Annotated in this window: 23 protein-coding genes and 1 tRNA gene; 12 read left to right on the plus strand and 12 right to left on the minus strand. The window is 55.7% G+C overall.

Annotation, left to right across the window (positions count from 1 at the left end):
• Nucleotides 1–11: 11 nt before the first annotated feature.
• From AAC060_RS03825 to AAC060_RS03835, 3 genes are all read left to right on the plus strand, one after another.
• Nucleotides 12–239, plus strand: coding sequence for a hypothetical protein (locus tag AAC060_RS03825; protein ID WP_339823046.1), 228 nt, complete (start codon nt 12–14; stop codon nt 237–239).
• Nucleotides 240–711: 472 nt separating this feature from the next.
• Nucleotides 712–1,161: a hemerythrin domain-containing protein gene (locus tag AAC060_RS03830; protein WP_339823048.1), complete on the plus strand. Its 450-nt coding sequence runs from the start codon at nt 712–714 to the stop codon at nt 1,159–1,161.
• On the plus strand, nt 1,154–1,747 hold the full coding sequence (locus tag AAC060_RS03835) for a YetF domain-containing protein (RefSeq protein ID WP_339823050.1): 594 nt from the start codon (nt 1,154–1,156) through the stop codon (nt 1,745–1,747). The genes AAC060_RS03830 and AAC060_RS03835 overlap by 8 nt, the downstream gene beginning before the upstream one ends.
• 89 nt (nt 1,748–1,836) lie before the next feature.
• On the opposite strand, the gene pal is transcribed toward AAC060_RS03835, so the two are convergent.
• The 4 genes from pal to AAC060_RS03855 all read right to left on the minus strand — a co-directional run bounded on the left by pal (nt 1,837) and on the right by AAC060_RS03855 (nt 5,442).
• Nucleotides 1,837–2,352, minus strand: coding sequence for a peptidoglycan-associated lipoprotein Pal (gene pal / locus AAC060_RS03840; protein ID WP_339823052.1), 516 nt, complete (start codon nt 2,350–2,352; stop codon nt 1,837–1,839).
• A gap of 288 nt (nt 2,353–2,640) precedes the next feature.
• Entirely contained in the window at nt 2,641–3,330 is a 690-nt protein-coding gene (locus AAC060_RS03845) for a response regulator transcription factor (RefSeq protein WP_339823054.1), read from the minus strand.
• Nucleotides 3,327–4,889: an ATP-binding protein gene (locus tag AAC060_RS03850; RefSeq protein WP_339823056.1), complete on the minus strand. Its 1,563-nt coding sequence runs from the start codon at nt 4,887–4,889 to the stop codon at nt 3,327–3,329. Before AAC060_RS03850 ends, AAC060_RS03845 begins: the two co-directional genes overlap by 4 nt.
• A 127-nt stretch (nt 4,890–5,016) precedes the next feature.
• Nucleotides 5,017–5,442 carry an Rrf2 family transcriptional regulator gene (locus AAC060_RS03855; protein ID WP_339823058.1) on the minus strand — a complete coding sequence of 142 codons (426 nt, stop codon included), beginning with the start codon at nt 5,440–5,442 and terminating at the stop codon, nt 5,017–5,019.
• Nucleotides 5,443–5,525: 83 nt separating this feature from the next.
• On the opposite strand from AAC060_RS03855, the gene AAC060_RS03860 reads away from it, so the two are divergent.
• Genes AAC060_RS03860 through AAC060_RS03870 form a run of 3 tightly spaced genes read left to right on the plus strand, consistent with a single transcriptional unit; the run spans nt 5,526 to nt 6,732 of the window.
• Nucleotides 5,526–5,981: a group III truncated hemoglobin gene (locus AAC060_RS03860; protein WP_339823060.1), complete on the plus strand. Its 456-nt coding sequence runs from the start codon at nt 5,526–5,528 to the stop codon at nt 5,979–5,981.
• Nucleotides 5,982–5,983: 2 nt separating this feature from the next.
• Nucleotides 5,984–6,427, plus strand: coding sequence for a hypothetical protein (locus AAC060_RS03865; RefSeq protein ID WP_339823062.1), 444 nt, complete (start codon nt 5,984–5,986; stop codon nt 6,425–6,427).
• A complete protein-coding gene (locus tag AAC060_RS03870; protein WP_339823064.1) occupies nt 6,427–6,732 on the plus strand; it encodes a DUF1971 domain-containing protein in 306 nt (101 codons plus the stop codon). The genes AAC060_RS03865 and AAC060_RS03870 overlap by 1 nt, the downstream gene beginning before the upstream one ends.
• A 140-nt stretch (nt 6,733–6,872) precedes the next feature.
• Here the strand turns inward: AAC060_RS03870 and AAC060_RS03875 are convergent.
• Nucleotides 6,873–6,947 (minus strand) — tRNA-Glu (locus AAC060_RS03875).
• Between the two features lie 191 nt (nt 6,948–7,138).
• On the minus strand, nt 7,139–8,905 hold the full coding sequence (recJ, locus tag AAC060_RS03880; protein ID WP_339823066.1) for a single-stranded-DNA-specific exonuclease RecJ: 1,767 nt from the start codon (nt 8,903–8,905) through the stop codon (nt 7,139–7,141).
• Between the two features lie 61 nt (nt 8,906–8,966).
• Between recJ and AAC060_RS03885 the strand changes: the two genes are divergently transcribed.
• Nucleotides 8,967–9,461: an NAD(P)H-dependent oxidoreductase gene (locus tag AAC060_RS03885; protein ID WP_339823068.1), complete on the plus strand. Its 495-nt coding sequence runs from the start codon at nt 8,967–8,969 to the stop codon at nt 9,459–9,461.
• On the opposite strand, the gene AAC060_RS03890 is transcribed toward AAC060_RS03885, so the two are convergent.
• Genes AAC060_RS03890 through glpX form a run of 3 tightly spaced genes read right to left on the minus strand, consistent with a single transcriptional unit; the run spans nt 9,458 to nt 12,257 of the window.
• On the minus strand, nt 9,458–10,048 hold the full coding sequence (locus AAC060_RS03890) for a uracil-DNA glycosylase family protein (RefSeq protein WP_339823070.1): 591 nt from the start codon (nt 10,046–10,048) through the stop codon (nt 9,458–9,460). The two genes, AAC060_RS03885 and AAC060_RS03890, sit on opposite strands and share 4 nt — an antisense overlap.
• The gene (locus AAC060_RS03895; RefSeq protein WP_339823072.1) at nt 10,045–11,280 is read right to left on the minus strand and encodes an alpha/beta hydrolase; all 1,236 of its coding nucleotides are present in this window, start codon (nt 11,278–11,280) and stop codon (nt 10,045–10,047) included. The genes AAC060_RS03890 and AAC060_RS03895 overlap by 4 nt, the downstream gene beginning before the upstream one ends.
• 2 nt (nt 11,281–11,282) lie before the next feature.
• A complete protein-coding gene (gene glpX / locus AAC060_RS03900; protein ID WP_339823074.1) occupies nt 11,283–12,257 on the minus strand; it encodes a class II fructose-bisphosphatase in 975 nt (324 codons plus the stop codon).
• 61 nt (nt 12,258–12,318) lie between these two features.
• On the opposite strand from glpX, the gene AAC060_RS03905 reads away from it, so the two are divergent.
• Nucleotides 12,319–12,795: a hypothetical protein gene (locus AAC060_RS03905; protein WP_339823076.1), complete on the plus strand. Its 477-nt coding sequence runs from the start codon at nt 12,319–12,321 to the stop codon at nt 12,793–12,795.
• Here AAC060_RS03905 and AAC060_RS03910 read toward each other — a convergent pair whose 3' ends face one another.
• Nucleotides 12,796–14,094: a homoserine dehydrogenase gene (locus AAC060_RS03910; RefSeq protein ID WP_339823078.1), complete on the minus strand. Its 1,299-nt coding sequence runs from the start codon at nt 14,092–14,094 to the stop codon at nt 12,796–12,798.
• A gap of 87 nt (nt 14,095–14,181) precedes the next feature.
• On the minus strand, nt 14,182–15,018 hold the full coding sequence (locus tag AAC060_RS03915; protein ID WP_339823080.1) for a hypothetical protein: 837 nt from the start codon (nt 15,016–15,018) through the stop codon (nt 14,182–14,184).
• A gap of 264 nt (nt 15,019–15,282) precedes the next feature.
• On the opposite strand from AAC060_RS03915, the gene AAC060_RS03920 reads away from it, so the two are divergent.
• The 4 genes from AAC060_RS03920 (at nt 15,283) to AAC060_RS03935 (ending at nt 17,900) form a co-directional block, all read left to right on the plus strand.
• Nucleotides 15,283–15,939: an energy transducer TonB gene (locus AAC060_RS03920; protein ID WP_339823083.1), complete on the plus strand. Its 657-nt coding sequence runs from the start codon at nt 15,283–15,285 to the stop codon at nt 15,937–15,939.
• 80 nt (nt 15,940–16,019) lie between these two features.
• Nucleotides 16,020–16,775 carry a MotA/TolQ/ExbB proton channel family protein gene (locus tag AAC060_RS03925; RefSeq protein WP_339823085.1) on the plus strand — a complete coding sequence of 252 codons (756 nt, stop codon included), beginning with the start codon at nt 16,020–16,022 and terminating at the stop codon, nt 16,773–16,775.
• Between the two features lie 106 nt (nt 16,776–16,881).
• Nucleotides 16,882–17,403, plus strand: coding sequence for a biopolymer transporter ExbD (locus AAC060_RS03930; RefSeq protein WP_339823087.1), 522 nt, complete (start codon nt 16,882–16,884; stop codon nt 17,401–17,403).
• A gap of 44 nt (nt 17,404–17,447) precedes the next feature.
• Nucleotides 17,448–17,900 (plus strand): biopolymer transporter ExbD, encoded by a 453-nt coding sequence (locus tag AAC060_RS03935; protein ID WP_339823089.1) that lies wholly within the window; start codon nt 17,448–17,450, stop codon nt 17,898–17,900.
• A gap of 273 nt (nt 17,901–18,173) precedes the next feature.
• On the opposite strand, the gene AAC060_RS03940 is transcribed toward AAC060_RS03935, so the two are convergent.
• Nucleotides 18,174–19,988, minus strand: a complete 1,815-nt coding sequence (locus tag AAC060_RS03940) for an ABC transporter transmembrane domain-containing protein (protein WP_339823091.1) — start codon at nt 19,986–19,988, stop codon at nt 18,174–18,176.
• Nucleotides 19,989–20,178: the final 190 nt, after the last annotated feature.

Below are 20,178 nucleotides of genomic sequence, written 5' to 3' on the forward strand. Positions count from 1 at the left end.
GGGAGTTCGTGATGAAAAAAATAGCAATTGTAGCAGCAATGGCTGCTGGCCTGACGCTCGCTGGCTGTGAAGCCAAGGTTACGGAAGAAGGCGAAATGCCTTCTGTGGATGTCGATGTTTCCGGTGATTCCGGCAAGCTTCCCGAGATCGACGTGGATACCGCCGATGTTGAAGTCGGTACGGAAGAAGTCACTGTGGACGTGCCCGACGTGGACGTGAAGATGCCTTCCGAACAATAATTTATCACGTTCAATAAAAGAGAATGGCCAGGCAATATGTCCTGGCTATTTTTTTGCCAGATCGAGTTTTCCTGATCGAGTTTAGTTGTCCGTCGGCTGCGCAAGCTGACAGGCGTTTGAATTGTGAGCTTTGGAATGGTGGCTGGGAAACTTGTCCGTCCGGAAAACGGGGGGGATTACGAAACGGCAAATTTCCCAGCCGGTTTTTGAGGAATGAAGGCAAGCCCGAGTAAGGGATTGTCGCTCATTCAAAGCTAATAACATGTTGTGAAGCTATTGGTTCCCTGAGCGGTGGTTTTTTTTCGTCTATCTCACACGTCCGCACACGACCGGCCTGTCACCGCTTCTGCGTTCAGTTTTCGGCGGGCAAAGCCACTCTCTCGGACTTTGCTGCTGATTGCGTGATGGGGAAAGACGCAACCCATCTGCGGTTCGTGCGTCTATTCAGGAGAATATAGCCGATGGAGATAGTATGACCGACATTTTTACCCGTCTCAAACAGGATCACGACCGTCATCGCGAGATGCTCGACAGGGTGGCGGCAACAAGCGGCGACAGCAAGGAACGGCGCGAGGCTTTTAAACAGCTGAGGATCGACGTTTCAGCCCATGCCAATGCCGAAGAACAATCCCTATATGCCGAGATGCTGAGCAGGCCCGATCTGCAGGACAAGGGCCGCCATTCGGTCGCCGAGCATAAGGAAGCGGAGGATTATTTCGAGGATCTGGTCGACATGGAATTCGACAGTAGCGGCTGGCTGACGCGGTTCAAGACCCTGAAGGAGCGGCTGGAACATCATATGGACGAGGAAGAAGACGAGATCTTTGCTGCCGCCAGGAAGGACCTGAGTGCCGAGCGCGCGAAAGAACTCGCCAAGATTTTCGACGATCGTAAACCGGTGGAGAAAAAGGAAGTTGCTTGATCAACTGATCGGACCCGGGGCTGCTGACATGCTGTCGGACTGGACCAGCACAGGATGGGCGCAGGTCGCGCTGATCGCTCTGTCCGCCCTGTGTATGTATGTCGCTGTGATCGTGCTCACCCGGCTGGCAGGCGTCCGCAGCTTTTCCAAAATGAGTGGTTTTGATTTTGCCGTCACTGTTGCCATCGGATCGGTGTTGGGCTCTGTCATTCTTTCCAAAGACCCGCCGATTGCCAATGGCGTCGCTGCGCTCGTTATTCTGTTCGGACTTCAGATCGGGATGGCGGTGCTCAGAAGCCGGTTTCCCGGCCTGCAATTGCTGTCCGATAACAGACCGCGGCTGATTATGATCGGTGGTGAAATCCAGCATGATCAATTGAAAAAGGCGAAGATGACCGAAAGCGACCTGTGGGGAAAATTGCGCGAGGCCAATGCCCTGAATTTTTCGCAAGTGTTGGCGGTGGTTGCAGAAACTACCGGCGATGTGTCCGTTTTGCACGCTACGGACAGTGATCGTGATCTCCAGCCTGAACTTTTAAAGGGCGTGATCGCCGGTGAGCGCTATCATCTTGACCGTCCTCGCTAGCAACAGTCCCGGTCCTCATGACCCACCAACATCATCGTCGGTGGATCATGATTGAACCTGCTTAGGCCGGAGTGTCGCCAGATCGATATCTAGCGGACCGTCACCGTTACGGCGCGGCGGTTCAGGCCCCATGTTTGTTCATCCGAGCCCAAGGCGTCGGGGCGTTCCTTGCCGAAGCTGACGACCGATATTCTCGATAATTCGACGCCCAGCGTTGAAAGATAGTTTTTCGCGGCATTGGCCCGGCGTTCGCCGAGGGCCAGGTTATATTCGCGGGTGCCGCGCTCGTCGCAATGGCCTTCGATCCGGATACGGACGCTCGGATTGGCGACGAGCCAGGCGGCCTGACTGCGCAATATCTGCTGATCTTCGCTGTCGACATTGCTCCGGTCGGTTTCGAAGAATATTCTGTCTGCTGCAACATTGGCAACAAAATCTTCCTGGCTGCCCTTGATCGGACCGCTGGACGAATTGTTATAGTCCATGTTGTCCCCTGGTGCGGGCGGCAGACCTTCTGGCGCCTTCTTGCTGCAAGCCGACAGAGACAAGGCCGCAATCAACAATGTTGTCGATAATAGTTTGAGTGAAACTGATGAATTGGACATGGCACAACCTTTTGAATGTTACGCCCGTTTCATAGGTCCTTTTCCCCAAAGCGATTACCACGGATTTCATATGCGCCCGTCAGTGAACGGCCATATAAAATCCGCCATATAAGATCCCCATATAAAATCCCCATATAAAATCCCCATATAAAATCCATTGTAACAACCCGGACCTGATTGCGGTAAAAAGGGCGCGTCCACTTCAGGGACAAGAAGATGAACCAGGGTCCCCCACCCTGAGATGACGCGGGCACCCGTCGCCCCGACAAAGCCCGCGTCATCCACTTTTCAATGTTCCGATTCAATATCCAGTCGATAGCCAACGCCCGGCTCGGTCAGCAGATATTCCGGCTGCGATGAATCAAACTCCAGTTTCTGGCGGATAAGCGCCATATAGCTCCGCAAATATTGGGTATCGACCGTGGGGTCATTCCATCCGGCGAGCAGAAGCTGGCGATGGGTCACAACCTGTCCGGCATGCCGCGCCAGTGTTTCCAGCAGATCGAATTCCTTGGGCGAAAATTTGATCTCTTCGTCCATCAATACGACCTTCCTTTTGTGAAAGTCTATAGACAATGGACCGGACTGGAACTGCTGGCTTTTGACCGCCTCGTTTTTCCTTCGCCGCACAGCAGCCCTGATGCGCGCCAATAATTCTTCGATATTAAACGGCTTGTTGATGAAATCATCCGCACCCTGATCCAGCGCGGCGACCTTTTCCGCTTCCTGATGGCGGGCCGACAGGATGAGAATCGACAAGGCGTTCATGCTCAGCAATTTCGAGATGATTTCCTTGCCATCGGCATCGGGCAAGCCGAGGTCGAGCAGGATGATATCAAACACCGTGTCTTTTGCCTTTTTCAGGGCTTCTGCGGCTGTTCCGGCTGAATCGACGCTATAGCCCTGTGCGACTAGCACCGGTTGCAGCGAACGGATGAGAGCGGTCTCGTCATCGACCAATAATATTTTCGCGTTCATTGGCCGATACTTTCTGAGGGGGAGGGGGATACCGGCAGCTTCACGACTATTTTTGTCCCCTTGCCCATTTCCAGCGGGCTATGCGCGGCGATATCGCCTCCGAAGGCTTGCGCAAATCCGGAAGCGATCGAAAGGCCCAGGCCATGGCCTTCCTTGCGCACATTTTCGGCCGAACGGTAAAAGCGGTCAAATACTCTGGTCAACTCGGAAGCCGGGATGCCGCATCCCTGGTCGGATATGGCAATTTCGACCCGCCCGGCCTGTTTGTGTCCGGTGATCAAAACCGGCGCGGTTTCCGGACTATATTGGACCGCATTTTCCAGAATATTATAAAATAATTGTTCCAGCATGACCGGATTGGCGCGCACCGTGCACGAATCAAAGGGCAGGGATATGATGATTTCCCGCCCGCTGTGATGGAGCTTCACGGTGTTAACGGCGGAACCCAGCATTTCCAGCAAATCCAGACTTTCCAGCTGGTCGGGCGATATCCCGGCTTGCAGTCGCCCCAGATTGAGCAGGTTGGTCGTATAGCGGTTCAAGCGTTCGCACTGGTCCTGAATGATCGTCAGCATGTCCTTGCGGGACGCTTCGGTCAGTTTCTCGCCATAAGACGCGAGGCTGGATGCCGACGCGGAGATTGCCGCAAGCGGGGTGCGCATGTCATGCGATATGGATGAAAGCAGCGCGGTCTTGAACTCTTCGGACCGGCGCATGGCTTCCGCTTCCGCTTTCTGGTGCAGCAGAACAAACCGGTCGATTGCCATGCTCAGCAGGTTCAACACTGCAGCGAAATCAATCTTGCTCAGTTTCTTCGAGTTTTGCGCGTTCTCGGTACAGATCAATACCCCGACAGGGCGCTGCGGCGATGACAGCTGATAGGCGATTTTCCCATCCTTGAGATTCTGTAAGTCTTCTGGGCCGATGGCTTGCTGCGCTTCGGCCAGCCAGCGTTGTTTTCCTGCAACCGCTATCCATTCATCGTCGCCGAGCGCATATATTTCGAAAGCACTGGCGGAATCAAATATCCCCGTCTGGACGATCGCCCGGTCGATATCTTCGAGATGGACGGCGGTTTGAAGCTGATTGCTGATATCTAGGAGCAGGTTGATTTTCTGCTGCGCAATCTCTGCCGCGCGGGCCCGGTCATTGATCCGTCCCGCCAGCGCGCCCGACAAAAGGGCGCTCAGATTAAACGCCAGCAGCGGGATATATTCATCGGAGGTGGTGACACCAAAATCCAGCAATGGTTCGCTGAAGAAAAAATTATAGAAGAAGGAAGCGCCAATGCCCGCCAGCAAGCCGCCGCGTAGGCCGTTGACTGCGCCGATGATCGTCACGGCGGATACATAGATCAGCGCCGCACTGACCGGCCGGTCCGCATTCTGGGCCACATAGGTAGCCAAAGTTCCGGCGATAAAAACCGCAATGCCGATAAAGAAGGAGAAATAGCTACGGGAACCATCCGGGGAGAGTCGATCGACCATAGGCGGCATTTTATCGGGCATCGGTAATTTCATCCCGACGACATAGCGGAGAATCCGGAAAGCTACATGCACGGATTTTCTATGCTGGCCGCTTCGGGCTTTCCCGATTGGCGGGACGGGTTAATGCGCTGTGCCGATTGTTACCCGGCGGTCCTGATGATCTATGTGGCCAGATCGGCCTGTATGCGGCGCTGGACGACTAGTTCCACGCACTTTGAAACCTGACTTTGTCGCCAACCAGATCGGCCACGGTGAACCCGTCGAGATGCTGCAGAAAGGCTTCAACGCCGTCTGCGAGCACATGGCGGAGGCCGCAAACCGGGGTGACAACACAGCCATTGCCACCTTTGTCGAAACATTCGACAAAAGTACCGTAATCTTCGAACGTGCGGACGACCTTGCCGACATTGATGGTGTTGGCGGGCTGGTTGAGCAACAATCCGCCACTGCGCCCGCGGACGCTGTCGACAAAACCTTCCGCCACCAGTCGCTGGGCAACCTTCATCAAATGGTTTTTCGAGATGCCATATTGCTGGGCTATTTCGGTGATCGAATGATGGCCGTCATTGGCAGCCAGATACATCAATGTGCGGAGCGCATAATCGGTGTGAACAGATAATCTCATAAAACATGCATATCATATATTGATATTAATTGCCAAGCGGTATAAACAGTGCATATGAAATACACCTTATCCGAGTCGAGATCATGACCGAAGCCAGCTATGCCGAACGGGCCAGAGCGAAAAAGACCGCACAAGCCAATGCGCTTGGCATTGACGATGCGCTGATTTCCAATCTGGTCGAGACGTTTTACGGTTCCATTCGCAGCGATGAGTTGCTCGGTCCGATCTTCATGGCCCATGTTGTCGACTGGACGCCGCATCTCGCACGGATGAAGGACTTCTGGGCTTCCGTAACGCTGGAATCTGGTCGTTTTCGCGGCAATCCCATGCTCAAGCATATCGCCGTCGGTGGCCTCGACAATATGCATTTCGACCGGTGGCTGGTGCTCTGGAACCAGACTCTCGACGATATTGCACCCAATGAAGCCGCCGCGCAGGTCTTTCGTCAGGCCGCCGAACGGATCGCCGAAAGCCTGCTCACCGGTATCAAGGTCCAGCGCGGCGGTCTGGACTCAATTTCCAACCGAAAGGAGAAGTGATCATGTTGATGGATTTCCAGATGGAAGGCGGACAGGCTATTACCGCCGAGATCATGGCAGAGATGGAAAATATGCCGGAGGGCTATAACGCGCCATCGCACGAGATTCGTACCTTTGAACTGCCCGGTTCGGTCTGGATCACGATGTTCACTTCTTATGCTGTCTTTTTTGCTGCGCTTTTCATTGCCACCGGTCACGGCACGGCAGCCATATTCGCGCTGGTGGTCAGCATTGCCTATGCCGTGATGTATTTTGGTACCGCAGCAGTCCTGAACAATGTCACTGTGGCCCAACGTAAGGCCTTGCCGCCAAGTGACCGGTCCGGCGGGCTAGAAACACAAACCGGCTGGATGACCAATGGCGCCGCAAATGCCCAGATTCTGACGGTCCCGATATTGGTGGCTGCTTTCGGCTGCGCGTTCGCCGTTATCCGGGCACTCGTCTGATGGCCGGCGCGTCCAGGACGGTCGCTCCTTATGGTGCGTCACCGATATTCGACGAGATTAGTCTGCCGGATTCCCTGCGTAACAAACATAGTACCAAAGATGGTACCTGGGGCTTGTTGCGCGTGCTGGAAGGCGAGGTGGAACTGGTATTTATCGATCCGCCGTCACGGCATATGGTAACGGTCGATAATCCCGCACCAATTCCCCCGCAATCGCCGCATTTCGTCAATCTTGTCGGCCCGATGAAAATGCAGGTGGAATTCTATCACAACCATCCGCTCGGCGCCGATGATCCCGATGGCTGATATCATATAAGCGCAAGCGCTCCGGAAAGGGAGAAGGCCGCCCAACCAGCTTCCATATCGGACGCGCGGCTTCTCAGTTGCGCAAGCGCGATGCTTGAGGGCCGCAAGGCCTGTTTGTGATATTTAGCTATGATGGAAAATGGTGACCCCTACGGGATTCGAACCCGTATTTCAGCCGTGAAAGGGCCGCGTCCTAACCCTTAGACGAAGGGGCCATACCAATTGCTGGTCAGCGAGCCACGGCCATTAGGGGGGTGCTCGGCTTTGGTCAACCCTCTTTCCGCCGGTTTTTACGGCCTATTTCCTGATCGAGTGAGAAAGACATGCGACTTGCCGTCTTGCGAGGCGCCAACATATCGGCGGGGAGCACCATAATGGTCCTGTACCGACATGTTTCTGGCCCCCCTCAATCGGCCCAAGCGGCATCTTCCAGATGGATTTCCGCCGACGGGCGGCTGCCCCAGTCATCGATCTTGGCGCGGCCTGCTATCCACAATTTCCGGCCGCGGGGAGCGTGGAGCAGCGCTTGGCCGAGATCGCTTTCCGCAGCGCGAAACGCAATCGTCTTGATCGATGCGCCGTCGTCGCCGGCGACGATCATCCGGACATGGTCGGTTCCGACAATATCGCATTTGATGATTCGCACCGGACCGGTGGCGATGCGCGGCGCCGGCCAGCCCATGCCATAGGGACCGGCTCCGTCCATCGCTTCGACCATCGTCGGATTGACGCCCTTGGGCGACAGCACCGCGTCGAGCAGCAGAGCCTTGCCATCCTGCGCCTTGCCGACGCTGTCGGCGAGCCGGTCGTTGAGAAACTCGGAGAAGGCGTCGACTTTTTCCGCTTGGATGGTGATGCCTGCGGCCATTGCATGACCGCCGCCAGCGATCAGCAGTCCGCTGTCCTTGGCGGCAATGATCGCCGCGCCCAGATCAATGCCGGAAATCGAACGGCCAGAGCCTTTGCCGATCCCGTCTTCGTCCAGCGCGATGATGATTGCCGGACGGTTCAGCTTTTCCTTGATCCGGCCAGCGACAATCCCGATGACGCCAGGATGCCAGCCTTTGGCGGAGAGTACCGCTACAGCCTGATTTTGCTGAGAGGAACACATGGCGTCCGCTTCCTCTAGCACATGGGCCTCGATCGCGCGGCGTTCCTGATTGAGATGGTCGAGTTCGGCGGCGATGGCCTGCGCTTCTTCGGAATCTTGCGTGATCAGCAGTCGTACGCCGAGATCGGATTTTCCGACCCGTCCACCGGCATTGATCCGGGGGCCGAGCGCAAAGCCGAGGTCCGAACAGATCGGAGCGCGTTTGAGCCGGCTGGCGTCGATCAGTGCCGACAGGCCGATATTCTGGCGCCCTGCGAGTACCTTGATGCCCTGCGCGACAAAGGCGCGGTTGAGGCCGCGCAACTGCGCGACATCGGCAACCGTGCCAAGGGCAACGATATCCAGCAGTTCGAGCAATTTGGGTTCCGCACGATCTTTGAAAAATCCTTGCTGGCGAAGCGTCCTGACGAGCGCAGCGCCAAGCAGGAACGCCATGCCGACGGCCGCGAGATGGCCATGTTCGGCGCCAGCATCGCTTTCGTCCAGCCGGTTCGGATTGACCAATGCGAGCGCCTTGGGCAGCTCGACCGCACATTTATGATGGTCGACCACAATCACCTCGACACCGGTCTGATGAGCCATGTCGAGCGCTTCAAAGGCCATTGCCCCGCAATCGACCGTGACGACCAGATTGCTGCCTTGTTCTCCGAGCTTGACCAGAGCCTCGCCGGACGGGCCATAGCCTTCCATCAAACGATCGGGGATATAATAGCCCGCTTCCAGCCCGAGGTCTCTCAGTAAGCGGATCAGCAAGGCCGCGCTGGTAGCGCCATCGACGTCATAGTCGCCGAATATCGTGACCTTTTCCTGATTCTTGATGGCAAGGGCAAGACGGTCTGCCGCCACATCCATATCCTGAAAAACCGAGGGATCGGGCATGAAACCGCGGATCGTCGGGTCGCGGTTGACCTCGAGCGTTTCGCGGCTGGCGCCGCGTGCCAGCAACAATTGGGTGACCAGATCATCCGGCTGGAATCCGGGATCGCGCGCGTCGGCGCTGGTACTGCGCCAGCGCCAGCTTTGGCCGGACAGGGAGTTTTCTACATTCAATACTGTATTCATGGCCGGTGCTATGCGTGAAAGCCGAGGCGCTGACAATCGGTCTGTTGCTTGCTAGGGGGTGATGATGAAAAAGCTTCTGATCGTCTATTACAGCTATACCGGCGGTACCGCCCAGATGGTCGAGGCTGCAGCAACGGCCGGGCAGGGCGAGGATGGTACTGAAATATGCGTCGTTCGTGCGGAAGACTGCCAGCCGGAAGATATGCTGTCCGCCGACGGCTATATATTCGCGACGCCGGAAAATCTTGCGGCGATAGCCGGGGTGATGAAGGCCTTTTTCGACCGCTGCTATTATCCCTTGCTCGGAAAAATCGAAGGACGCCCCTATGCCGCGATGATCTGTGCCGGATCGGACGGCGAGAATGCCAAGAAACAAGTGGAGCGGATCGCAACGGGCTGGCGGCTCAAGAAAGTCATCGATAGCCTGATAATCTGCACCCATGCGCAGACCGAGGAAGAGATACTCGCGCAAAAGACGATTGGACCGACCGATCTGGCAATATGTTCGGAGATCGGGGCCACGCTATCGGCGGGTTTAGCCATGGGGGTCTTCTAGGTCAGTTCCCTTACGCGATCCCGAAGGACCGGGATCACATCCGTCTCGAACCATGGATTGGCCTTGAACCAGCGGATATTGCGCGGGCTGGGGTGGGGAAGGGGGAGGAGCTCGGGCCAGAATTCCTGCCAGCGTTCCACGGTTTCCGTGAGGGTTTTGGATTTCCGCTCTCCGAGATGCCAGTTCATGGCATATTGGCCGAGTACCAGTGTCAGCTTTATGTTAGGCAACGCCTGCAGCAGGGGTTTGCGCCATGCCGGCGCACATTCCGGGCGCGGCGGCATATCGCCACCCTTGCCGGTACCGGGGAAACAGAAGCCCATCGGGATGATGGCGAAGAGGCGTGGATCGTAAAATTGATCCTCGGTGACGCCGAGCCAGTCGCGCAGCCGCTTGCCGCTGATATCATCGAAGGGACGGCCTTTCTCGTGGGTCTTGCTGCCCGGAGCTTGGCTGACGAGCAAAATCTGCGCTGCGCTGTCCGCTTGCAGCAGCGGTTTGGGGCCGAGAGGCAAGCCAGAGCAAATGGTGCAGGCGCGAACCTCACCCAGTAATTTCGCCAGTCGATCGGAACCGCTCGTCGTCATTCTGTCCGGCGGCAAATCGCCAAATGGTCCGGCTTCGCGTCTTTCGGTGGCGGTGCCAGAGTGAAGACATGCGCAAGATGCGTTGCCTGACGGCCCTTCGGTGCTCTCTCGCCGTTTACCACTGCCGCAAAATCCTTGCAAACGGGCGCACTCAGCAGATAGTTGCTGTGGCCTGACGTCCCGCGGCTGATAGCAGTGCTATCGATTATGGTCAGCGCCGTTTTGTCGATAGCCTCCACATATTTTGGATACTTTGCATAGCATCGCTCGGGCAGATTTCTGGCCTTGAGATCGGCAGCTACAAATGGATCAAAACATCTCGGATAGCCCAGGCGAGGATAGCCGTGATAATTGTCGGACAGCGATAAAGCCCGGTCATGCAGGGAAGCGTAGACTGTTATCCTGCGGTCGTTCCGGACTCGCCGGTCCGACAATATCTCTTCGGCAATGTCGCGTTCGAAGTCCTGCGTATCCACATCCGGTGAAACGAGAATGATGTTCGAAATAACGCTGGAATCGCTATTTGGCACATTGCGGTCGACATATTCCAGCGATGGCAAAACAAGCCGCGCGCCGAGCGAATGGGAAATGAGTACGATTTCTTTCGTCGTTTCCAGCTGCGCCAGTTGCATCAGGAATTTGCGAAAATTGCGTTCGTCCCAATACATATTGGTTTCATCGACCGGATATTTCAGCAGGGCGCCCTGCGAGGGCCAGCTATATTGTATCGCCGGCCCCTGGAAGTTTGCCAGCCGTTTAATCTGGTCGGTATCTCGCGAGCTGGAGAAGAATGTCTCCCGATAGCCATGGACATAGAGCAGAACCCTTCCGTCCGCAGCTTTCATTTCGCTGGAAACTTCTTTCCACCAGAGCTGAGAATCGGAGAAGGCCAGCGGAATGGTACGGGTCGTTTTGCCCGGTTCCCGTTCCACATCCCGCGGTGCGGCGAAACGGCCATAACGGACCTTGTCTCCGCGATGATTGAGCAGGCTGATGTTCTCGGTCAGGCAGTTCGGCAGCCGGCTCGTGACGAAGAAAAAAGGCTTGTCGCTGCCATCGATCTTGTCATTTGCGGTCGGATTGCACCGGTCGGCTGCGACATAGGCGGAATGCGGTATTTCACCATATTCCACCGGTGTCACACAACCGGCCATCAACCATGGCAGCGTTAAAATCGTCCAGCGGGCCCTCGACGCAATATTCTTCAATATCTGACGGCCTGCCATTGCCATGTTCAGGTCTTGCGATGCTCGCTCTTCACCCAGCGTACGGTGCCGGACGAAGCGCGCATGACAACGCTTTCGGTGGTCATCTTGCCGCCGCGCAATTTCTTCACGCCTTCGAGCAAGGAGCCGTGGGTAACGCCTGTCGCGGCGAAGATCACGTCGCCCTTGGCCAGTTCCTTCAGGTCGTAGATTTTGTCGAGATCTTCAATGCCCCATTTATAGGCGCGCTGGCGTTCATCATCGTTGCGGAACAACAGCCGTCCCTTGAACTGTCCGCCTACACAGCGCAGTGCAGCTGCCGCGAGCACGCCTTCGGGCGCTCCGCCGCTACCCATATACATATCAACGGTCGTGTCTTCGTCGGACGTTGCAATCACGCCGGCGACATCGCCGTCGGGAATCAGCATGATTCCGCAGCCGATACCGCGCAATTCTGCGATAATCTTGTCATGCCGCGGCCGGTCAAGAACGCAGACGATGATTTCCGAGGGTTCGACACCCTTTTCCTTGGCAACGGCTTCGACATTTTCAGTCACCGATTTGTCGAGATCGATAATATTGGGTGAATAGCCAGGCCCGACTGCCAGTTTGTCCATATAGACATCCGGCGCGTTCAGCAGATTGCCCTTTTCCGCGATCGCCAGAACGGCCAATGCATTGGCGCCTGCCTTGGCGGTGATGGTTGTGCCTTCGAGCGGATCGAGCGCAATATCAATGGCCGGAGCTTCACCTTCGCATCCGCGTCCGACTTTTTCGCCGATAAAAAGCATCGGGGCCTCGTCGCGTTCGCCTTCTCCGATAACCACGGTGCCACAAATGTCCAACTCGTTCAGCGCCGCGCGCATCGCTTCCACAGCTGCGGCATCAGCAGCTTTTTCATCGCCGCGACCGATCAGGTTGGCTGCCGATATGGCCGCCGCTTCGGTAACGCGTACCATTTCCATGACAAGTACGCGGTCCAATATTTGGCTTGCTTCGGGCATATTGTGGAGTAGTCCTTCTATAGGGGTAATTTTGAACTCTCGATAGGGGAGCGATATTACAATGTCGAGACCGGTTTTCCTGATCCTTTTTCTGATCCCGTCCAGCGCGATGGCGCAGGCAGTGTCACCGGAGGACAGAACGCGACATCTGGTAGAACATGCCCGGCAATTGGTAGCCGTTGATGCTGATGGCTGTCTTCTGCACCGGACCAACGATGAGATTGTGGTCTGCGGCACCCCGGAAATTGATCGAGAGCAGCGGCTGCCGTTTCCTGACCTAGCCGGACCAAATCGAAATGGCGGGCCGCAACGGGGAGAAATCCCCGCGGCGAATTCGTCCCGCGTGGCTTCCGGAAGCTGCGGAGTTTCGTTCCAGGATAGCAACTGCTCCACCGAAAGGCTGAAATCGGTTGTTGGCAACGGCAAAAGCGGCGGTATTCTGGACGGGCTACAAAAGATCGTCGGGGTAGAAAATGCCGATGTCCCGACCAACGATTATCAACAACAATTTCGGGACGGTGTTCTAACCGGAGATTGATCAGTCCTGATCGCTCAGCAAATGCATCACCACCGGAGCGGCCTTCAAGCTGGTCGAGCTCGACAGGGCAGCGAGGCCCAGCGAGACATTCCGTTCGCGACTGTCATGGGTGACCATGGAAATCAGCACCGATCCTTCAGCGGCTTTCTCGGTCTGGATCAGACTCTCGATCGACACGTTGGCATCGCGCATCGCTGCGGTAATTTCAGCCAGAACACCCGGCTTGTCAGCGACGATGAAGCGGATGTAGCTTTTGCCGATCCGGTTGCCACTCTCGGCGCGCTCGCATGGTTCCATTGCACTGGCTGGCGCGGCAAATACGGTGCCGGCATCGCCACGGGCAATGTCGATCAGATCGGCGACAACGGCCGAGGCCGTTGGTCCTTCGCCCGCGCCAGCACCCTGAAACATCAGGCGGCCGGAAAAATTGCCTTCGGCAACCACTGCATTGGTCGATCCGTCGATATGGGCCAGAGGATGGTTTTCCGGCACCAGATAAGGATTGACCCGCTGGAATAATTTTCCGTCATCGAGCCGGGCCATGCCGAGCAGGCGGATGCGATAGCCCAATGCCTTGGCCTGACCGATATCCGCCGCCATGATGTGACGGATCCCGTCGATTTCCACGCCTTCGAAGTCGAGCGCCTTGCCAAAGGACAGTGCGGCCAAAATAGCCAGTTTGTGGGCTGCATCGACGCCATCAATGTCAAAACTCGGATCGGCTTCGGCATAGCCGATCTCCTGTGCTTCCTTCAGCACATCGTCAAAGGCATGTCCGTGTTTTTCCATCGCGGTGAGAATATAGTTACAGGTGCCATTAAGAATGCCGTAAACCCGCTCGATCCGGTTGGCCGAAGCGCCGTCGCGAAGCCCCTTAATGACAGGAATCCCGCCTGCAACAGCGGCTTCATATCTCAGCGAGAGATTTCCGGTTTCAGCCGCCTTGGCCAACTCCATTCCGTGATGGGCGATCATTGCTTTATTCGCAGTGACAAAAGACTTGCCGGACGCCAGGCTTTTGCGTGCCAGATCCAGTGCCGTGCCTTCGGAGCCGCCGATCATTTCCACGACGCAGTCTACATCGTCACACGATGCCAGCTCTTCGGGCTGATCGAACCATGGATATGCGGTGAGATCGATGCCGCGATCCCGGTTCCGGTCGCGGGCGGAAACAGCGGTTACGACAATCGGCCGGCCGGCCCGTTGCGTAATCATCTCACCATTCTCTTCGATGAGCCGGATGACTCCGGTTCCGACGGTGCCCAGTCCAGCGAGCGCTATGCGAAGCGGAGCAGTCATGATGATTGGCCTCTTTTCGTTTTAGGTGAGATTGTTGGCGCCTTATTAGCGTCACCTATGACGAATGCCAGTACTAGTTCTGCCGTATCAGGGCTGACGTGATCTCGGGCAGTTGCCGAGATCGCGGAGAACCATTTGATAATCGCTACGCGCCTGCTGTGCATTTGCGCCTGCGTCACCGCCCAGTGCACTGGAGGGCAATTGACGGGGGAGAAAACAGGCCAGGCGATACCAGAGCAGGCCGTTCCTGACCGGCGCGCGCGCGGCTTCGTCAACAATTTCGCCGAGCGACACGGCCCAGAATTTTTGCTGGCCTTCCCGTTTCAGCACCGTGATGGAAATCGGTGATCCCGTCGCGGTTTCCATGAATATCTGCGTTTCGCCTTCGCCTATGATCGTACCGGGCACATGAAAAGCGCTGCCGATACGCGAAATGGCTGGCGGTGCGTCGCGAGCGAGCAATTCGCGGACCAGCGAACGGACACGCTGTTCACGGTCGGGGGTCCAGGCAATTTGTGCGTCCTTGGCTACAAGTTGTACATTGTCACCTCCGCTCGCGGAACGACGGGCAAAGATAATGAACGGTTTCTTCTTGATTTTCGGAGCCCGGCCGCGGCCATCAAGGGGAAGATCAATTATATAGCGAATCGTTTCGCCGACCCCTCCCTGACCACGAATCAGGGCCTGCGTTGATGCGATAATATAAAAACGCTGCGTTCCCGGAGGTGCATTTGGGGCCCGTTCAGGGGCCACTTTTATCGCTTCTTTGACCGTTGCGTGTACAATTATCGGCGCATCCGCACTGAGGTCGGCGAGGTCGGCATATTGCAACGGATCAGTCTGGTCCGGGGCTTGCGAAAAAGCCGGAACCAACGCAAATTGGGCAAAAAACAGTGTAACGGCGAGTATCATAAAGGGGCGCATGATTTTCTCTGGAACAGGATTTGAGGAGCTGCATTTAACCCCTGTTGTAGGTCTTTAACAGCTTAATCAGCGCTGAACCAACAAAGCGATTGCCTGCTTGGAACTACCGCGTTAAAACAAATTTAAGACAGCTTCCAAGTGAACGAAAAGCTGTCATACGGGATAACAGAGGTCGCGACGGTTTTTTCAAGCCTCATGATCTTTGACTAAGGCTTCAGTGATGAAGCGTCGGCCTTGATGGGGAAAAAGGAGTTACATTTCTGAATGGCTTATGCTGACCAAGAGATGAGTTCGAACAAGATTATATCAATTTTTCTTGTCGTGGTCATCCATCTATTACTTGGCTATGCGCTAGTCACCGGACTAGCCTATAAAGCCGTCACGAAGGTTGCCTCGCAACTGGACATGATCGACATTCAAGAGGAAGAGCCGCCGGAAGAACCGGATGAACCGCCTCCGCCTCCTGATCAGCCGATTGAACCGCCTCCTGTGGTATCGCCTCCGCCGATCGTGGCGCCTGTGGTCGCACCAAGGCCGGTGATCCAGTCGGTTCCATCTGCGCCGCCACGGCCTGCACCAGTGGTAGCGCCTCCTCCACCTCCTGCACCACCTCCTCCTCCGCCACAACGGGCGAATCCCGAGGTTCGTGGTAATCCTGGCAGTTGGGCAAATGCGAATGACTATCCTTCGCGGGCTCTGCGCGAGGAACGTGAAGGTACAACCCGTTTCCGGCTTACGGTTAACGCCGACGGCAGGGTAAGCGATTGTCAGATCACTGGTTCTAGCGGCCATAGTGATCTTGATCAGGCTGCTTGTAAAAACCTGACTCGCCGTGCGCGTTTCAGACCTGCTCTGGACTCAAACGGTAATCCGACAACCGGCTATTATTCCAACGCCGTTCGTTGGGAAATACCTCAATAATGAACACTGGGGAGGGCATTATATGATGCCCTTCCTCCACAGATTTTTTGCTATTAATTTATCCTGAGGGGAATATTAAAATGTTGATTGAAATTTTGGCCGCTGGTTCGACAGCACCACAAAACGCCTTTGGCTTCTGGGAAGCCATGCAACAGGGCGGCGTTATCGCCTGGTCCGTGCTTGCAATTCTGACGATCATGTCCGTTTCTTCTTTCTACATCCTGTTTTCGAAATTGTTCGAACAGAACAAGGTCATGAAACAGGGTCAGGCCATGCGCTCGTCTTTCTGGCGTGCAGCGACCCTCAAGGAAGGCGCTGCGAAGCTCGACAAAAATTCCGCTTATCGCCAGATTGTTGACGATGCGATCAAAGCTGATTCAGATCATGCCAAATTGACCGACCCGGTTGAAGCACATGACTGGCTGCACGGATCGATCGAACGGTCGCAGGATCTGATCAAGTCCAAACTGGCAACCGGCCTTCCATGGTTGGCTACTGTTGGTGCGACTTCGCCGTTTATCGGACTGTTCGGTACGGTTATCGGTATCTATCGCGCGCTGATCAAAATCGGTATCGCTGGTCAGGCATCGATTGATGCTGTTGCTGGCCCGGTTGGTGAAGCACTGATCATGACCGCACTTGGTCTTGGTGTGGCTGTTCCAGCTGTTCTTGCTTACAACTGGTTGCAGGGACGCAACAAGCGGATCGCTGAACAGCTTGCTGCATTTTCCAACGATGTTCTGGGCTATATGGCTTCGGACGGCGGCGTTAAACCAATCGCTCCGGGCGCTGCTGCAGCTGCTGCGAAACCTGCTGCACCTGCCGCAAAGAAATAAGTCGTAGGTCGGGTTGCCAGCCATATTGGGCTGGCAACTTGGCCAACGCACGAAAAGGGAGCTTTCGTTCCCTTCAGATGGTTTAGTTTTGAGAGGATAAAATCCTATGGCGATGAATGTTGGGGGCGGTAGCGGAGAGGAATCCCCTCTATCCGACATTAATACAACCCCACTTGTGGACGTTATGCTGGTCCTGCTGATCATTTTTCTGATCGCAGTTCCTGTGGTCATCCAGTCCGTGGAACTCGAGCTTCCGGTACTTCCGTTTGAAGTGACAACGACGAAGCGCGAGAATGTGCTGCTGTCGATCACGACGACTGATGCCGCAGGACGGGATCCAGGTGATGCTGAATATTCGGGAGCCACTCCTGGCGGTAATTGCCGTGTCTACTGGAATACCACTCCGGTGAATTCTACCGAGTTGGTCACCAAAGCTGTGAAACAACTGGAAGACCAGATTGAATCATTTGGCGGAGTCGAAAATATGACGCCGGAAGATATGCCGGAAGTCCATATTCGCGGTGACATCAACACACCATATAAATGCATCGGCGGCGCAATTTACACCATGCAACGCGCCGGTTTTGCAAAAGTGGGCTTTATTTCCACACCGATCGTTGTCGAATAGTTCGACCGGCAACTAGAGTTATTGAAGGTTAAGGAGACGCACGAATGGCTATGAGTGGCGGAAGCGATGATGGCGAACCAATGATGGAGATGAACACGACGCCGCTCATCGACGTCTTGCTGGTTCTTCTCATCATGTTCATCATCACAATTCCAGTGCAAACGCACGCGGTAAAGATCGACCTGCCGGTCGCGGATGATAGTCCGCCACCGCCAGACTTTGTCGATCCGGTAAAAAACCGTCTCGGGATTACGGCAACCAACCAGATACTCTGGAACGACACCCAGGTGACGCTGAATCAGGTTAAACAATATCTGGCTCAGACGAAATCGATGGTTCCGGAACCAGAACTGCAGTTCCAGCCCGATCCACTGAGCGCCTATCTGACCACCGACCGCACTCTGGCGGTGATCAAGGACAGTGGCGTGACGAAATTCGGATTTGTCGGTAACGAACAATATGGCAACTTTAACAAAGCCAGCCGCGCACCGAACTAGTTTGGTCAAATAGAATTTAAAAAGGGGCCGCGATAACCTTATCGCGGCCCCTTTTTTTGTGTCCTGAGGAGCCACCCGCGGCGGAGAGGAAGTCTTCAATCGAAAATCACCAACGATCAATCTGGGATCATCGACCAGTCTGTGGAGCCCACAGCCAATCTCGAAATAGGGACTGACGTGCCGTCAGGAATTTTGCGGAAGCACCCTTGGCGCTGCTATCCGTCACTTCCTATTCCATCGGTCGAGCCTAAGCCCGCATGAGGGGAGTGTCTGTCACGCCGCGCTATTGGGGCGGCTCGTCTCGGCGCTGCTGAACTGTAAATCGGCCAGTCGCGCGTAGAGCCCGTCTTTGGCGATCAGGCTGTCATGGTTGCCCTGTTCGACGATCCGGCCCTCTTCCATCACGATGATGCGGTCGGCCGACCGTACGGTCGCCAGGCGATGGGCGATGACGATCGTGGTCCGGTCTTTCATCAAATGATCCAGGGCGTCCTGAACCAGCTTCTCACTTTCCGCATCGAGCGCCGAGGTGGCTTCGTCGAGCAGCAATATGGGTGTGTTGCGTAGCAACGCGCGTGCGATTGAGATGCGCTGGCGTTGCCCGCCGGACAACCGCGTTCCCGCTTCGCCCATGAAGCTATCCAGCCCCCCGGGCAAGGCACGAAGGAATTTCTCCGCGTTGGCGACGCGCGCGGCTTCCCATATTTCTTCGTCGGTGGCCTCCCATTTTCCGTACCGTAGGTTATCGCGAGCGGAGGCGGCAAATAATACGGTTTCCTGAGGCACGAGTGCCATCCGTTGACGGATCTCTGATGGATCGGCCGAAGGCAGGGCGACACCATCGATACGGACGGAACCGCTCTGGGGGTCATAAAAGCGTTGGGCCAGCTGAAACAGCGTCGACTTGCCGGCGCCGGATGGACCGACCACAGCGACGGTCTCGCCAGGCGACACGGTCAGTGAAAAATTGCCGAGCGCCTGAGTGTCGGGGCGGGTGGGATAGGAAAATGTAACATTGTCGAACGCAATCTGGCCGCGCGATGGCACGGGCAGGGCGATCGGATTTTCGGGAGCCGCAATGCCGGGTTGTTCGGATAGCAGTTCCGCCAGCCGGCCCGCTGCGCCAGCGCCGCGCAACAAGTCGCCATAAACCTCGGTGAGAGCGCCAAAGGCGCCCGCGACCAGACCGCCCGTGAGGACGAAGGCCGCTATTGTACCACCGGATATCGATCCGTCTGCCACGCCGATGGCGCCGCGCCACATCAGCATGACGATGCCGGTAAAGATCAGGCCGATAACAATGGCCGTCATCGCCGCGCGCAACCGGATCCGGCGTTTTGCGGTATCGAAAGTCGATTCGACCGCGCCGCTGAACCGTTCATGCTCGCGTTTTTCCTGTCCAAAAGCCTGAACAATTTTCATTGCGCCCAATACTTCGGAAATCATCGCGCCAACGTCGGCGACCCGGTCCTGGCTCGATCGCGATACATTGGTCAGTTTCCTGCCGATAAAAACAATCGGTAAAATGATCACCGGTATGGCGAGCAGCAGTCCTGCGGTGAGCGCAGGGGCAAGGGTGAACAGATAAATGATCCCTCCGATTCCAATGACGATATTGCGCAAAGCCACAGACACTGTGGTTCCGACAACCTGTTCGATAATAGCGGTGTCCGAGGTCATCCGCGAGGCAATTTCCGATGGCCGGTTTTCTTCAAAAAAGCCCGGAGCTAGCCGCAGTAGATTGGCTTGTACGGCGAGCCGCAGATCGGCAACGACCCGTTCGCCGAGCCAGCTGACAAAATAAAAGCGGAATGCCGTCGCCACTGCGAGAACCGCGACTATTCCCAGAAGGCCCTGAAAATAAGGAGCGATATCTCCGTTTCCGCCCATGAACCCTTTATCGATGATGGTTTTGAAGCCTGCCGGTATCGCCAGCGTTGCCATCGCGGAGACAAAAAGAGCCATCAAGGCGAAGATTATCTGTTTTGGATAATTAATGGCTCGTTCGAATACCATCCGCAGATTGCCGATCTTCTTGAGCGGTGCGGGAGGGGTTTCTATGTCGCTGGAATTGGTTTTATCGTTCATAATAATGCGCTTAGCAGCCCGTCCCAATTGTAACAATCACTGGATTGTCCCGGCGCTTTCCGGAGTTTCTTGTCCGGTCAAGATGGCGATCAATTCAAAAATACCAAGAGCAGCGCTAATGTTGGCTGGATAGCTGATGCTTTGGTTTCAACGGCATAATGCTAGCCAAATGCCGATAGATTGTTAAAAG

This window comes from uncultured Parasphingorhabdus sp., assembly GCF_963975555.1.
GTDB lineage: Bacteria > Pseudomonadota > Alphaproteobacteria > Sphingomonadales > Sphingomonadaceae > Parasphingorhabdus.

What these genes read in the sequence shown, in the direction of transcription:
- AAC060_RS03825 (WP_339823046.1), top strand. Translation starts at nt 12, where the DNA reads ATGAAAAAAATAGCAATTGTAGCAGCAATGGCTGCTGGCCTGACGCTC.
- AAC060_RS03830 (WP_339823048.1), top strand. Translation starts at nt 712, where the DNA reads ATGACCGACATTTTTACCCGTCTCAAACAGGATCACGACCGTCATCGC.
- pal (WP_339823052.1), bottom strand. Translation starts at nt 2,352, where the DNA reads ATGTCCAATTCATCAGTTTCACTCAAACTATTATCGACAACATTGTTG.
- AAC060_RS03845 (WP_339823054.1), bottom strand. Translation starts at nt 3,330, where the DNA reads ATGAACGCGAAAATATTATTGGTCGATGACGAGACCGCTCTCATCCGT.
- AAC060_RS03855 (WP_339823058.1), bottom strand. Translation starts at nt 5,442, where the DNA reads ATGAGATTATCTGTTCACACCGATTATGCGCTCCGCACATTGATGTAT.
- AAC060_RS03860 (WP_339823060.1), top strand. Translation starts at nt 5,526, where the DNA reads ATGACCGAAGCCAGCTATGCCGAACGGGCCAGAGCGAAAAAGACCGCA.
- AAC060_RS03865 (WP_339823062.1), top strand. Translation starts at nt 5,984, where the DNA reads ATGTTGATGGATTTCCAGATGGAAGGCGGACAGGCTATTACCGCCGAG.
- AAC060_RS03870 (WP_339823064.1), top strand. Translation starts at nt 6,427, where the DNA reads ATGGCCGGCGCGTCCAGGACGGTCGCTCCTTATGGTGCGTCACCGATA.
- recJ (WP_339823066.1), bottom strand. Translation starts at nt 8,905, where the DNA reads ATGAATACAGTATTGAATGTAGAAAACTCCCTGTCCGGCCAAAGCTGG.
- AAC060_RS03885 (WP_339823068.1), top strand. Translation starts at nt 8,967, where the DNA reads ATGATGAAAAAGCTTCTGATCGTCTATTACAGCTATACCGGCGGTACC.
- AAC060_RS03890 (WP_339823070.1), bottom strand. Translation starts at nt 10,048, where the DNA reads ATGACGACGAGCGGTTCCGATCGACTGGCGAAATTACTGGGTGAGGTT.
- AAC060_RS03895 (WP_339823072.1), bottom strand. Translation starts at nt 11,280, where the DNA reads ATGGCAATGGCAGGCCGTCAGATATTGAAGAATATTGCGTCGAGGGCC.
- glpX (WP_339823074.1), bottom strand. Translation starts at nt 12,257, where the DNA reads ATGCCCGAAGCAAGCCAAATATTGGACCGCGTACTTGTCATGGAAATG.
- AAC060_RS03905 (WP_339823076.1), top strand. Translation starts at nt 12,319, where the DNA reads ATGTCGAGACCGGTTTTCCTGATCCTTTTTCTGATCCCGTCCAGCGCG.
- AAC060_RS03910 (WP_339823078.1), bottom strand. Translation starts at nt 14,094, where the DNA reads ATGACTGCTCCGCTTCGCATAGCGCTCGCTGGACTGGGCACCGTCGGA.
- AAC060_RS03915 (WP_339823080.1), bottom strand. Translation starts at nt 15,018, where the DNA reads ATGCGCCCCTTTATGATACTCGCCGTTACACTGTTTTTTGCCCAATTT.
- AAC060_RS03920 (WP_339823083.1), top strand. Translation starts at nt 15,283, where the DNA reads ATGGCTTATGCTGACCAAGAGATGAGTTCGAACAAGATTATATCAATT.
- AAC060_RS03925 (WP_339823085.1), top strand. Translation starts at nt 16,020, where the DNA reads ATGTTGATTGAAATTTTGGCCGCTGGTTCGACAGCACCACAAAACGCC.
- AAC060_RS03930 (WP_339823087.1), top strand. Translation starts at nt 16,882, where the DNA reads ATGGCGATGAATGTTGGGGGCGGTAGCGGAGAGGAATCCCCTCTATCC.
- AAC060_RS03935 (WP_339823089.1), top strand. Translation starts at nt 17,448, where the DNA reads ATGGCTATGAGTGGCGGAAGCGATGATGGCGAACCAATGATGGAGATG.
- AAC060_RS03940 (WP_339823091.1), bottom strand. Translation starts at nt 19,988, where the DNA reads ATGAACGATAAAACCAATTCCAGCGACATAGAAACCCCTCCCGCACCG.